General features: G+C 50.3%; 10 protein-coding genes and 2 pseudogenes. 5 read left to right on the top strand and 7 right to left on the bottom strand.

The annotated features are described in order from the left end of the window. Positions 1-22: 22 nt before the first annotated feature. From QNM96_RS17085 to QNM96_RS17055, 7 genes and pseudogenes are all read right to left on the bottom strand, one after another. On the bottom strand, positions 23-1,180 hold the full coding sequence (locus tag QNM96_RS17085; protein ID WP_283837875.1) for a glutathione-independent formaldehyde dehydrogenase: 1,158 nt from the start codon (positions 1,178-1,180) through the stop codon (positions 23-25). Positions 1,181-1,985: 805 nt separating this feature from the next. Continuing rightward, positions 1,986-2,996 carry an SRPBCC family protein gene (locus QNM96_RS17080; protein WP_283837874.1) on the bottom strand — a complete coding sequence of 337 codons (1,011 nt, stop codon included), beginning with the start codon at positions 2,994-2,996 and terminating at the stop codon, positions 1,986-1,988. Positions 2,997-3,115: 119 nt separating this feature from the next. Continuing rightward, positions 3,116-3,235, bottom strand: a pseudogene (locus tag QNM96_RS17075) (IS5/IS1182 family transposase); the annotation flags it as partial. A gap of 181 nt (positions 3,236-3,416) precedes the next feature. Further along, entirely contained in the window at positions 3,417-4,091 is a 675-nt protein-coding gene (locus tag QNM96_RS17070; protein ID WP_283837873.1) for an ABC transporter permease, read from the bottom strand. Position 4,092: 1 nt separating this feature from the next. Beyond that, the gene (locus QNM96_RS17065; protein WP_283837872.1) at positions 4,093-5,079 is read right to left on the bottom strand and encodes an ABC transporter ATP-binding protein; all 987 of its coding nucleotides are present in this window, start codon (positions 5,077-5,079) and stop codon (positions 4,093-4,095) included. Next, positions 5,076-5,642 (bottom strand): ABC transporter permease, encoded by a 567-nt coding sequence (locus QNM96_RS17060; RefSeq protein ID WP_283837870.1) that lies wholly within the window; start codon positions 5,640-5,642, stop codon positions 5,076-5,078. The genes QNM96_RS17065 and QNM96_RS17060 overlap by 4 nt, the downstream gene beginning before the upstream one ends. A 123-nt stretch (positions 5,643-5,765) precedes the next feature. Next, positions 5,766-6,707 carry a glycine betaine ABC transporter substrate-binding protein gene (locus QNM96_RS17055; RefSeq protein ID WP_283837869.1) on the bottom strand — a complete coding sequence of 314 codons (942 nt, stop codon included), beginning with the start codon at positions 6,705-6,707 and terminating at the stop codon, positions 5,766-5,768. Positions 6,708-6,845: 138 nt separating this feature from the next. On the opposite strand from QNM96_RS17055, the gene QNM96_RS17050 reads away from it, so the two are divergent. The 5 genes and pseudogenes from QNM96_RS17050 to QNM96_RS17030 all read left to right on the top strand — a co-directional run bounded on the left by QNM96_RS17050 (position 6,846) and on the right by QNM96_RS17030 (position 11,853). Further along, complete coding sequence (locus tag QNM96_RS17050; protein WP_283837868.1) at positions 6,846-7,616, top strand: IclR family transcriptional regulator; 771 nt, start codon at positions 6,846-6,848, stop codon at positions 7,614-7,616. 742 nt (positions 7,617-8,358) lie between these two features. Next, positions 8,359-8,592 (top strand): annotated as a pseudogene (locus QNM96_RS17045) (IS1595 family transposase); the annotation flags it as partial. A gap of 320 nt (positions 8,593-8,912) precedes the next feature. Further along, positions 8,913-9,986, top strand: a complete 1,074-nt coding sequence (locus QNM96_RS17040; protein WP_283837866.1) for an amidohydrolase family protein — start codon at positions 8,913-8,915, stop codon at positions 9,984-9,986. A gap of 2 nt (positions 9,987-9,988) precedes the next feature. Further along, positions 9,989-10,354 (top strand): Rieske (2Fe-2S) protein, encoded by a 366-nt coding sequence (locus tag QNM96_RS17035; RefSeq protein ID WP_283837865.1) that lies wholly within the window; start codon positions 9,989-9,991, stop codon positions 10,352-10,354. Then, positions 10,351-11,853 (top strand): aldehyde dehydrogenase family protein, encoded by a 1,503-nt coding sequence (locus tag QNM96_RS17030; RefSeq protein WP_283837864.1) that lies wholly within the window; start codon positions 10,351-10,353, stop codon positions 11,851-11,853. The genes QNM96_RS17035 and QNM96_RS17030 overlap by 4 nt, the downstream gene beginning before the upstream one ends. Positions 11,854-12,850 lie beyond the last annotated feature (997 nt).

Genomic DNA, 12,850 nt, shown 5'->3' with positions numbered 1-12,850 from the left:
GAGGCGTCTGATTGTGCGTGGGTTACGGTTCCAGCAGGACCTTCGTGACACCTTCCTCGCGGTTGTCGAATTTCTCGTACATCTCCGGCGCTTCCTCCAGGTCGACGCGGTGTGAGACGACCCAGCTGGGATCGGCGCGCCCTTCAATGATCATGTCGCGGAGTTCGCGATTGTACTCCTTGACGTTGCACTGGCCGGTACCGAGCGCCTGCCCCTTCTCGAAGAGGAGGCCAAAGTCGATGCCGAGACGCCCCTGTGCGGCCATGTCGTCAGGTGCGCCGGGGTCATCGGGGACATACAATCCCGGAATCCCGAGCTCACCGGTCGGGCGGACCGTCTTGATGAGATTATTGATGACGACAGCAGGATTCTCACGAGCGGGGTCATACGCATCGTCGCCTTCCTTATCCGGGTCGATAGCCTGGTATCCGACGGCGTCAACGCCCTTGTCGACGCCCCCGCCGTGGATGTCCTTGATCTGTTCGACCGGATCGCCCTCCTCGAAGTTGATCGGCGTCGCGTCACAGTGTTCCTCAGCCAGTTCGAGGCGGCTGGGAACGCGGTCGACAACATAAATCTCCGCGGCACCCTTCAGCTTCGCGCTGTAGGCCGCCATCAGGCCCACCGGACCGGCACCGTAGATAGCGACGGAGTCACCGGACTGGAGGTTGGCGAGTTCCGTACCGTGCCAGCCGGTCGGGAAGATGTCCGCGAGCAGTGCAAGCGAGTCTTCGTGTACGTCTCCGTCGGGCAGTTTGAGTGCGTTAAAGTCCGCGTACGGAATTCGGAGTTTCTCGGCCTGACCGCCTTGGTACGGTCCCATCGCGACGTACCCGTACGCGCCGCCGGCGAACCCGGGATTGACGTTCGTACAGAAGCCCGTGTAGCCGTTCTCGCAGTTCTCACAGAATCCGCAGGCGACGTTGAACGGCGCGACGACGCGGTCACCCACCTCGAGGGAACTCACCGCATCGCCGACCTCGGTTACGGTCCCCATGTTTTCGTGCCCGAACACGATCCCTGGCTCCGCGGCCGTCCGCCCCTCGTACATGTGGAGGTCGGACCCGCAGATGCACGTCGTCGTGATGTCGATCACGACATCGTTCGGGTGCTCGATTTGAGGTTCCTCGACTTCTTCGACCGATACCTCGCGTTCGCCTTTGTAAACAACAGCATTCATTGACATTGATCGATATCTCCACTATCACCTTCGAGTGGGCAGTATTTATATTCAATGTCTATGAAATTGGTTAAAACATAATATATAAAATTTCCAATTGATAGTGGTAGAGAACGGTTTACAGTTCCCGTGAGTTTCACGCAGACCCCTAGATTTACTAATATGATGGGGGAAGAGCGTAGCTATTCGAGTCGTATATGATGCATTGGCAGGAGGCGGGTCAGCGACAGCAGCATAGACGTGTTTTTGTCTACCGCTTTCATGACGACGACGGCGGACAGATTAGTCCAGACAATAGTGAAGGTCCTGTTTGAGCCGCGGAAATTTACTGTGGCCTCACATGATCTCTGTCGAACTTTCTGGTCACCGGTGGGCAGCACTTACACCGAGAAACACAAGCGGAGGTCGTAGCGTGAGAAGATGTTGCTTTGCCTAGTCCGGCATAATCATTATATTTGCCATCGAGCCCCAACTGACTCTACTACTCTCGAAATGTTCTTCCTATCCAGACGTCCGGTCGGAACGATGGACTGGAACGGACCATCTGAACGCTCTCTATCGCCACGTGTCGGCTTCAGTTCCAGCGAGAGCAAGATACTCCATGGCAAACATCGAAAAGACGGCCGAATCAGTACCTACTTTGGACTGATCTCTCCGTCTTCTCGCGACGGACTCGGTGGCGAAAGCGAAATCATGCAGAGTCAACTTTCGTCCGACCTACTGCACCACAACGCCGATCGGCGTTCTTCACTTACGTTTAGCTCTAGTTCTCTCCTTGATATCCGAAAAAACAGCGTCCTTCAGCTTAGCTGTTGTAGGCCTCCTGTGCGAGTTGGTGGAACTTGTGGACGGTGTGTTCGTTGGGGCCGAGTTGGGCCTGTGCGAGCGCGCCGGTTTTGAGCCCTTCCCACTGTCGTTCGACCAGTTCGAAGTCCTCTTCCTGCAGTTGGCGGCTCGTGCGAACGAACTCGCGTTCCTCCTCGGAGAGTTCACTGTCGCGGAAGTAGTAGTCCGCGATGAGCTGGAAACGGTCGGTGTCGATCGGATCGACGATGTAGGTGCCGTAACCGTCGGCGGTGCCGTACATGTTGACCGTGAAGTTCGGCCAGAAGTAGTGGAATTGCGCCTCGTGTTCGTCGTGGATCCGCATCTCGTCGTCGACGTCTTCGGCGTGCGTGTAGTGGAGCACCCAGTGGTAATCATTTACCTCGAGTTCGGACTCGTTGAGCGAGATACCCTTGATCCAATCCTGATGGTTGGCCTGGCAGTGGTCGCACTCCGAATAGTTGCTCGAGAACACCTTCCAGTTACACTCTACTTCTGAAACGATTCGAGTCGCGTGTTCGTACTCCTCGAGGGGCAGTGCCTCGAGGCGGTCTTTCATTACGCCGGCCTGCTCGGCCAGTGGCATCGGATTCTTGCGCAGGTTCACGAACAGTAGCGGGCCGATACTGTCCACATGAATCGACTCCGGTTCGACGAGGGCGTCCGGATCGACGTGTTCGGGATCGGTCATCGGTGCGTCTTCGAGGAGCTCCTCGCCATCGCGGGCCGAGAAGTTCTCGACGGCGCAGATCTCACCGCTGTCGTCTCGAGCGACGATCAGATCGCGGCCGCCGATGGTCCGGGTGAAGTACTGGCCTGCTTCCTTGATGCTGTTGGCGTGGCCGGCGTACACCCAATACTGGCCGAACACCTTCTCTTTCTCCATTTCGAAGACATCGTCGTCGATGAAGTATCGGGCCGGCAGCGCGTTCGATTTCTCCGTGATGTCCGAACTAACTGGCTTCGTCTTGGCGTCATTCCACTGCGTCATACAGTAGCACAATCGAGCGAATTAGTAAAAAGAGTTGACCAGGTATATAGAATCCCATTATATGGCCGGTCGCGGCGTCAGTGAACGATATCGATGTCGTAATGAAATTTCCTATAGACGATCGGTACCCACTCGGCGTACCCGTCCGCGCCGTCCGACGCGGCGGGTACGTCCGGATCGTCAATGTGCTGTTTAGCAAGGTTACGATACATCCACGCTAGCCGTCTGAGCGATGCGATATCGTCAGACGGCGTCCATTTCCCGGTTAATATGGCAAAATATTACAATGAGACCGCCTGAGACTGTCGTCACTCGGCGGCAAAACAAGGCAAGTGCATATCCACAACAAGTAGACGTTCTAACTAACCGGCTTTGTGAAGTACTGAATATCCTCAATTTGGGAGTGTGCTGGGATGTCGGTTATCCTGTTGCTATCGATTGATCATGATGTCCTTCTCCGCCAATTTGGTGTTCGATGAAAGCGAACACACTATCAAGTGTAATCGCAAGAAGTGCTCCTGGAATTGCTCCTGCAAGGATCTGTGGAGTATTGAATAGGTTAATACCGCTAATAACCCAAACACCAAGTCCGCCCCCACCGATGAAAAACGCCAAGTACGCGGTCCCAACGGTGATAACCACACTTGTTCTAATGCCAGCGAAAATCACTGGAAGTGCCATTGGCAGCTGGATTTTTCGTAATACCTCCCATTTTGTCATACCCATTCCCTCTGCTGCCTCAATTGTATTCTCATCAACTTGCTCCAGGCCAGCTATCGTGTTAGTTAGAATAGGTAGTAGTGCATACACAAACAGCGCAATAACTGCAGAATTAAATCCCAATCCAAAAATCGGGAAAGCTAGTGCGATAACTGCTAATGTCGGAATTGTCTGTGCAACATTTCCTACTGAGAGGATGGAGCTCTTCAATCGGTTGTATCGGACAGCAATAACTCCGAGTGGCACTGCAACGGTAATTGCTGCCAGTTCAGAGACTAAGACCAATATGATGTGCTCACGAAGGAGCGTAAGGAACTCATCAAAGTTCTCTATCAAATACTGCCCGCCTTCCACTAGTGTGTAAAGTTCAGACATCTCAGCCACCGTTGTATATCTCGTAGATCTCGTCTCGGTCAATGACCCCAATGGTTTCTTCATCTTCGACAACTGGAAGCGATTGGATGTCTGACTCGACAAATGTGGACAGTGCTGACTTTAGTGAGTCCCCTGGAGCGAGATGGTGCATCACCTCACCTCCGTTCGTCACTGCGGTCTTGCTATCTTGGTCAGTCGTATCCTCGATAACATTGGTTGGCCTCATGATCTCATCGACGTTTATTAGGCTCAATTTCTTGAGCGTAATGTCCTCGCCGACAAAGTCGCGTACGAACTCGCTATTCGGATTCTCCAAAATATTTCGCGGTGTATCGTACTGGACTAATTCACCAACATCAAAAATCACAATTTTATCACCCATCTTCAGTGCCTCGTCAATACTATGTGTGACAAAGAGGATCGTCGTGTTGATCTCTGCTTGAATCTCAAGGAACTCATCCTGCAAGTCTGCACGAGTTATTGGGTCTAAAGCACCGAACGGTTCATCCATAAGCAGAACATCCGGATCCGCAGCCAGTGCTCGTGCTACGCCGACACGCTGTCGCTGGCCACCAGATAGTTCGCGCGGATATTGATCCCGATATTCCTCTGGTGAGAGTGCCATCAACTCAAGTAGTTTATCAACCCGATCGTCAATCTGCCCGTCGTCCCATCCCTTGAGTTTCGGGACTGTAGCGACATTTTCTCCAACGGTCATATGATTGAACAGGCCAATCTCTTGAATGACGTATCCGATGTCACGCCGCAGTTCGGTAACACCGATCTCCTGGGTGTTAGTCCCATCGTAGTAAACGGCTCCTTCCGTTGGGTCTTCAAGACGATTGACTAGTTTCATTGTTGTGGTCTTACCACAACCAGACGGTCCGACAAGAACAGTTGTCGTCCCTTCAGCTACTTCGAAGCTGATATCTCTAATCGCTACTGTTGAATCCGCGTAGATTTTCGTGACGTTATCGAACTTGATCATGTTATCACCTTTGTAATTGCTTTTGTTCCTCTTGTGAGAGCGACGTCTTCGCCGTTTTGAAGCTGCAGGAATTGTTCAATTATTTTAAGACCGTAGTCGAAAACCAGAGCTAACAGCGAAACAACAACTGTTGCGACAACGATCATTTCGGTGTTCGCCTGATAGATCCCGGTGAAAATATAGTCACCGAGACCACCAGCACCGACGTAAGCTCCAACCGTTGCTACGCCGATTAGAATCACAGTTGCGTTCCGTACACCTGCAGTAATCACTGGAAGCGCAACTGGGATCTGTATTTGTCGAAGTCGTTGCCAGCGGGTCATTCCAACTCCTTCGCCGGCTTCAATCATGTCTTTCTCAACGCCAGTTAGCCCAATATACGTATTTCTGATGATCGGCAACTGTGCGTACAACACTAAAGCAACAATGACGGGTGGATTACCAATTCCGAGAAATGGAACAAGCAACCCAAATAGAGCGAGACTCGGTATTGTCATCGCGACACCGGCGCCCCATAGAACACTGAGCGATGCAGGCTGATAATAGGCGATGAAAATTCCCAACGAGATCCCGAGTGGGAGCGCAATTATCAGTGTTTGGACGACAAGTTCAATGTGTTCGATAAGGAGTTGTAGAAGGTCCTGCCAATTGTCGAGTGTAAACTCGATATATGACCCTATCATAGCTCAAATGAGGCTGTTTCCTTCGAGGTGATCTCTGGCAACGTCCTGCGGGTCCTCACCCTCAAGATCGATCCGGGCGTTCAATTCCTGAACCTCCTCTTCGGACGCCAACGACCGTGAAACTTCGTTGAGAGGTTCCTCAATATCGTATTCTTCGATGGTTTCTCCGTGTACTAACGGGGCAGGATTATAGGGCAAGAAAAATTCCTCGTCGTCTTCCAGGACGGTGAGATCGAACTGTTGAATATTCGGATTCGTGCTGAAGACCATTCCGAGGTCTGCTTCGTCTTCCCCAAGAATCTCATACGTGAGGTCGGCTTCAACACTCTGGATATCGATATCCTCCGCTGGTTCCTCAATATCATAGTGTTCAATCAAACCCGGCCAGCCATCAGATCGTTCCTGAAACTCAGGACCAAGGACGATCGTGATATCGATGTTGCCGTTTTCGAGGTGGTCGGCCAGTTCACTAAGTGTCTCGATTCCTGTTTCATTGACCCACTCAGAACTAGCTCCGATTGCATACGTGTTATCGAACGAAGCGGGTTCGAGGTAGGCCAGTCCATGTTCTTCTTCTAAGTCGTCCCTTGCCCGTTCATAGAGTTCGTCTGGATCGGAAATTAGGTCATCTCGTTGCGGTGGGAGTTCCGACCACGCACCACCTGTATAGATGTGATAGAGGTCGACTTCTTCATTTTGCACGGCCTCAAAGCACTGTCTCGAGCCTCCTAGACTAGTTTCATCTCCGACGCTGTAGTCTGTATGTTCTTGGAGCATTTCGTACCCCAAGTACCCCATGAGCCGAGCCTCACTCCATTGCATGGAAGCTACAGCAATTTCGTCCTCGTCGCCGAGACAACCTGCCATCGTGGTTATGCCTGCTGCTCCGACACCACATGTTTTGAGTATAGTTCTACGACTTGCTTTCGTGTCAAGTGGTCCCATTCCACTCACAATGTTTCCTTGCTAGTATATATATGTTACTTATGTGGCCCTCTAAATAGGGGATCCTGAAGGGAGTTATCTAAAAACTCTATTTCATAATATAGAAAACGATATGGGGATTGAGCAAGAGGAAAGCATATGCACGAGGCGTCGAATCCAGTCAAATCCCTCAAAACGATGGAGGATGTGATCGAAGCTCTTGCAACGCTGGAAGGAGCTAACGTTTCGGAAGTCGCTCAGCACATTGAGCGGCCACCGAGTATTGTACACAATCATTTGGATACTCTTCGTGAGCTAGAGTACGTTGTTAACCGTGGGGATGAGTATCGTCTGGGTCTCAAATTTCTTCAACGAGGCGAAAAAGCACGGTATCGGTTTCCACTTTATGACGCTGCAAAAGGGGAAATAGCGAACCTTGCATTCGAATCAGGTGAATTAATTACATTGTTGGTTGAAGAGCATGGAAAAGGGATTTATTTAGATATTAGTTCGGGGAATGATGATATAGATTATCCAGCTAGACCAGGAGAGAGGACTCTTCTTCACTGCTCTGCAGTTGGAAAAGCTGTCCTCGCTCATATGCCGAGATCAGAGGTAGAACAGATCATTGACTATTATGGACTTCCAGCTCAATCTGAGAACACAATTACGAACCGTGAGAAACTATTCGAAGAGCTATCGGAGGTTCAGTCAAAATCAGTCGCGTTCGACCGAGAGGAGTTCCGATCAGGACTAAAAAGTATTGGAGCACCGATTACAACGGCTGAGAATAATGTTGTCGGATCGCTCAGTATCGCTGGACCTGCTCACCGAATGAATGATGACCGTCTCAAAGAGGACCTTCGACCGCTGCTCATGCAATCAATCAACGTAATCGAACTGAACCTTAGTGAGCCAACCATTCAGTAGTTATTTGGTGATATGGCCTTTGATTATTCCAACGAATTCATCAGAAGTCAATAAATAGACTATATTTCCATCTCCTGTCTTCCGCCGTTGAAGGGTCTGAACCCGTTTGCTATTGATCTCAACCGCCCAAACGCTTGGAAACGTTGGATCTTCCGCGACGAGCCGTATTGAGCAACCCAGGTCATCTTCCAATTCCGTGATAACAGTATGAGTATAGGCTCCGTCTTCAAACTGTGGTGGTTCGTATGATTGGAGTCCCATTTCCTCTCGAAGTTTCTCATTGCGCTTCCACCAATCGGGCCGTTCTTCCATATGTGTAACTAGACACTGCAACGAGTGATATTGATTTTTCGGTCAGAGTCATAGCAGTGCTGTTTTCGCCATCGAGTGACGCTACCATAATCCCTGTTATTCCACATTATAGAACAGGATTCAAGCACTCCTTCCATGTGTTTCTATATATTGTCGCCAACTATGAGATTGTACATCCTGTGCCTGCTTATCAACTATGAACGCCTCTACTCTTGGGAAGTCTATTACACACATACCATTGTAATTTATTAGATTTGGCGATCCGGTTTGATAGACCTTTTCTATAATATGGAATTTTAGCCTTAAGAGATCATCCGGTGTCAAAACAGTAGTAAAAATTGAATAACGCTCTTACGAAGTAGATTATTGATGGCAAGAGCAGCGGCTCAAAGTCGAAGAGAGCAAGGGCACCGCGCCAGCGGTGCCCGATATGTACCCTATGAACCGATCCGTTTCGGAATCGGCTGCCGCGGGCCTGCTCCAACAGGTCCGCTGGCGTGACGGTGTCGAATGCTCCCGCTACCGTTCTGACCTGACGGTCAGAAACGGCAGCTATCGGGTATATCACCGGTATCTATGTGAGAATCGTGGTCGCACATTCAACGACAAGACCGGCACAATTTTCGCTCATTCGAAGCTCACACTCAAAGAGTGGTACTTCACATAGCGCCCTTGGAACGATCCTCGACCGACAACCACGCTGCGCAACGAGATCAAACGATCCTTCCGCGAAAGCGTTCAAAACCTCTTATCTTGGGCACTCAATAGCCCCAACCGTAGTACTGACGAGCTAATGCACCAGATCGAAGGCATATTCGTCTAACGTGCGAAGCTAAGTAGAAAACCAGGTAGTGAAGCGCTCAAACATGCTCTCGATGATGCACTCTGCAAATCAATAACGTGCTTCACAAGAGCGTTGAATAAATTGTAGGTAGCTTCACCGAAGCCAAAACTTTAAGAAGAGTCACCTCGAATATCTAGGTGATGTCAGAGACAGCCAAGCATGCGACATCAGAAACGACTGTAATCGACGCAGACGTCCACATTACGGTCGAAGAAGAAACGGTAGCAAAGTACATGGATGAGCCCTATCGATCCAGTATAACGGAGTCCCCACACCCCATCTTTCCCTCGAGCAGCTGGGATCAGCGCATGGGAGGAAAAATAGACGATCACTTTTCTACTTTCACATCGGCAGGTGATCTTCTAACGTTCCAGAAGGAGTTTGATATCGAATACCCCATTATCAATATGTTTGAACCGTTAGGAAAGTTCTCACAGCCAGACTTGGCGGTTAACCTGATGCAGGCATACAACAATCTTCTATTCGATCAGTTCCTTGATGACCACGACTTCCTTGGACTCGCCTCAATTGCCACACAGAAGCCCGACAAAGCAGCCGAAGAGTTGGATCGAGTTGGAGATGAAGATCAGATCGTCGGTGTGTACGTAGGAACCAGTGGGGAGTATCCGCCACTCGGCGACCCAGAATACGACATTATCTTCCAGGCTGCTGAGGATAACGGTCTGCCAATAGTGTACCACGGAAACGGTGACGAGTTCATGTTTGATTTTCCCATTCACAATAGAGGATTTAATAACTACTTTGAAGTCCAGACATTGGGCCACCCTTGGCAACAGATGGCAACAATGTCTAGTCTAATTGGGGAAGGTGTCCCCGAGAAATTCCCCGAGCTAGACTTTGTATTTCTTGAATCAGGAATCGGATGGGTGCCTTATATGATGCATCGAATGAACAAGATATACCATATGCGCCGAAGCGAAGTGCCCTTGTTGGAGAAAAGTCCTGAAGAGTACCTTCGGGACTCATTTTACTTCGGCTCGCAGCCACTCGGAGAACCGAACGACCCAGCCCACATGAAGCAAATCATCGGAATGATTGGTGCAGACAACCTTATGTTCGCAACTGATTATCCGCACTGGGACTTTGACCATGTTGAAGAACTCGATAAGTACCTTCGCAACTACTTCACAGAAGAAGAGCGAGAGAAGGTTCTCTATGAAACGCCTGCCGAGGCATTCAACCTCTCACTGTAACCATGGAAGAGCATGTTGTTGCCACAACTGACGAACTATCCCAAGGAGAACGAAAACTCGTCGAAATTGAGGGCCGTGAAATTGCCGTATTCTACGTAAACGGCGAGCATCGCGCGTACACCAACTGGTGTGCCCACCAATCAGGTCCAGTTTGTGAAGGAAAACTCACGGGCACGTCTAACGCCGAGTTCGATCGAGACTCACTGACAGTTGATCTTGATTGGTGTAAAGAAGGAGAGGTGTTGAATTGTCCATGGCACGGTTGGGAGTATGATGTTACAGATGGATCATGTCTTTCAAAAGATAAGGTCCGCCTCCCGTCACATTCAGTTAAAGTTGAAGGCGATGAAATAATAATAACTCTATGACAGCTAATACGCACCAGCACTCTCAGGCACACGCCGCTGCAACCGATGTTAGTCGGTTTGATGCCTGGGTCGGCGGAAAATCCTATCAAACCGAGGACTCCCTCGAAACGGTTGATCCAGTCGTCGATGAGCTGATTACGACAGTGGCACGCTGTCGCGAAAACGATATCAACAATGCCGTCGAAGCTGCCTGGAAGGGTTACGATGACGTATGGAGCGAGATGGAACCAGCCGAACGCTCCCGGATGCTGTTCGATTGGATCGATAGCTTAAGCGAGCACGTTGAGGAATTAACTCTACTAGAGTGTATTGATACAGGGAAACCAAAGTCAGACGCCCGTGGCGAGGTTGAAGGCGCGATTGACACCTTAGAGTACTATGCTTCGCTCTGTAGGTCTCCAGTTCAAGACGGCCGGAAGGTGCCAGCTCAGACAGATCTGCACATGTATACACGGTATGAGCCCTACGGAGTCGTCGGCCAGATCACTCCATGGAACTTCCCAATTTGGTCGGCTGCTTGGAAGCTTGGACCTGCACTCGCGGCAGGCAACGCTACCGTACTCAAACCCTCCGTAGACGCACCACTGACGACGCTTCGAATTGCTGAGCTCTCTGCTGGGATCTTGCCTGATGGCGTCCTCAACGTTGTCCCTGGAACCGGGTCAGAAGCCGGTAACGTGCTAACTAAGCACGAGGATGTCCGTAAAGTGTCTTTCACGGGCAGCACAGCGGTCGGTGAAAAAGTAATGCAGTCAGCCGCAAGTCACATTGCACCGGTTACGCTTGAGTTAGGCGGAAAGTCACCGTTCATTGTCTTTCCCGATGCTAATCTTGAGAAAGTCGTTGACGCTGCCGCTGATGGAATCTACTATAGCACCGGCGAGATCTGTGATGCTTTCTCTCGAGCAATCGTCCATGAGGATATTGCTGAAGAGTTCACCGACCGCTTTGTCGCAAAGGCAGAGTCTTATAGACTTGGTGACCCGCTCGACCCAGATACCACAATGGGACCGCTGACTTCTCAAGAGCAGTACGAAACTGTCAAAGAGTATGTTGAAATAGCGACTACTGAAGGGGCGACACTCGCTGCTGGCGGCAGAGCCCCTGATGATCCGGAACTTGCGAGTGGTTGGTACTACGAGCCAACAGTCTTTACTGACGTTGATAATGAGATGCGCATTGCCCAAGAAGAAGTATTTGGCCCTGTCCAAACGATTCAAACCTTCGAAACCTACGAGGAAGGAATCGCTCTTGCTAACGACACTGACTACGGTTTAGCGGCTGGCATTGGTACCGAACGTACCGATCTTGTTCATAATGCTGCAGCTGATCTCGAAGCAGGCGTCGTCTATGTTAACGAGTATGGCCCTATTCTCCCGGAAGGTCCATATACTGGTTTCAAAAATTCCGGAATCGGTAATGATCTTGGGGTAGAAGCTCTCGACCATTACCGACAACCAAAAACTGTCTATGTGAACCTTGAAGATCCATCAATATAGTGTTGTATATAACGAGAATTATTGAGGAATCAGATAGTCGAAACGTATAGTTTAGCTCTCTTTTACTGGTGTTTTTGATAGATTGACACGTTCTTTGTTAGATATAGCGTGAAACCGTCTCCTCGGCGGTTTTCCCGCGATCAGCCCATCAATCAGTGGATCCAGACATTCACTTCTGGGGTACAGCGTCGACCCATATATATTCACTTGGTCAAATGCGGATCTAACCAAGTGAATGTGGTTTTGTCTCTATCGTCCGTTGCTTCCGATCTATACCGCTCTATCACCAATGCAGCTGTTCGTGTATCATATACCGCTATACAAATTCCCCAAGCTACTCAGAGATCCGATTGTCAATAGATATTCGAGGTTTTCAACGTCAAGCATACAGTAAACTATCTTTGCAGTCGCTTCGGTGCTGCTGAGATTAGGAATTGAAGGACAAGCAGGTAGAATCGAAACCTGGCCATGACACTCGCAACCCTGTTCAGAGACACCTTGGACTGGGTTTTCTTGAAGGTTGGGAGAACGATCAAACCACGACAACCGTCAGGTGTTCAGGGTACATGTGCACTCCTCGGGTTGTCGGTGAGAGAAACAACCGCTGTCTTGCGGTAGCTCGCTCACATAGAGTCGTCTGGGCGTGGACGCATCGGCTGCCCGATCGCCAGCCAGACCCGTCGATGGCGCAGCCGTCGCAGGTTGCCGTCGATGAGACGGCGATCCGCGTCAACGAGCAGTGGCGGTGGCTATATGCGGCGATCGACGTTAAATCGACGTTGGTTCTCGATGTCGAGGTCTTCGGTCGTCGTGGCACCGATTCGGCCGCGAGTTTCTCCACCAATTATGTGAGAAAACAACCTCTCTGAGGCCGTGCTTCTCGTTGATGGCTATGGCTATCTGACTTCCATCTCCCGATTAAACTTGACGGGGCTCTAGTGAACCACTATATGGCGGCGACTTACACCGTGGGAGATCACGTCGCTTGAGGCGTCAT

The sequence above is a fragment of the Halostagnicola sp. A-GB9-2 genome (genome assembly GCF_030068615.1).
In the GTDB taxonomy this organism is placed as follows: Archaea; Halobacteriota; Halobacteria; order Halobacteriales; family Natrialbaceae; genus Halostagnicola.
The sequence above is the reverse complement of the archived record's forward strand: the minus strand, read 5'-3'. Positions and strand labels throughout refer to the sequence as shown.

Coding starts and splice junctions, on each gene's coding strand:
- QNM96_RS17085 (WP_283837875.1), bottom strand. CDS start 1,180: ATGAATGCTGTTGTTTACAAAGGCGAACGCGAGGTATCGGTCGAAGAA.
- QNM96_RS17080 (WP_283837874.1), bottom strand. CDS start 2,996: ATGACGCAGTGGAATGACGCCAAGACGAAGCCAGTTAGTTCGGACATC.
- QNM96_RS17070 (WP_283837873.1), bottom strand. CDS start 4,091: ATGTCTGAACTTTACACACTAGTGGAAGGCGGGCAGTATTTGATAGAG.
- QNM96_RS17065 (WP_283837872.1), bottom strand. CDS start 5,079: ATGATCAAGTTCGATAACGTCACGAAAATCTACGCGGATTCAACAGTA.
- QNM96_RS17055 (WP_283837869.1), bottom strand. CDS start 6,707: ATGGGACCACTTGACACGAAAGCAAGTCGTAGAACTATACTCAAAACA.
- QNM96_RS17050 (WP_283837868.1), top strand. CDS start 6,846: ATGCACGAGGCGTCGAATCCAGTCAAATCCCTCAAAACGATGGAGGAT.
- QNM96_RS17040 (WP_283837866.1), top strand. CDS start 8,913: ATGTCAGAGACAGCCAAGCATGCGACATCAGAAACGACTGTAATCGAC.
- QNM96_RS17035 (WP_283837865.1), top strand. CDS start 9,989: ATGGAAGAGCATGTTGTTGCCACAACTGACGAACTATCCCAAGGAGAA.
- QNM96_RS17030 (WP_283837864.1), top strand. CDS start 10,351: ATGACAGCTAATACGCACCAGCACTCTCAGGCACACGCCGCTGCAACC.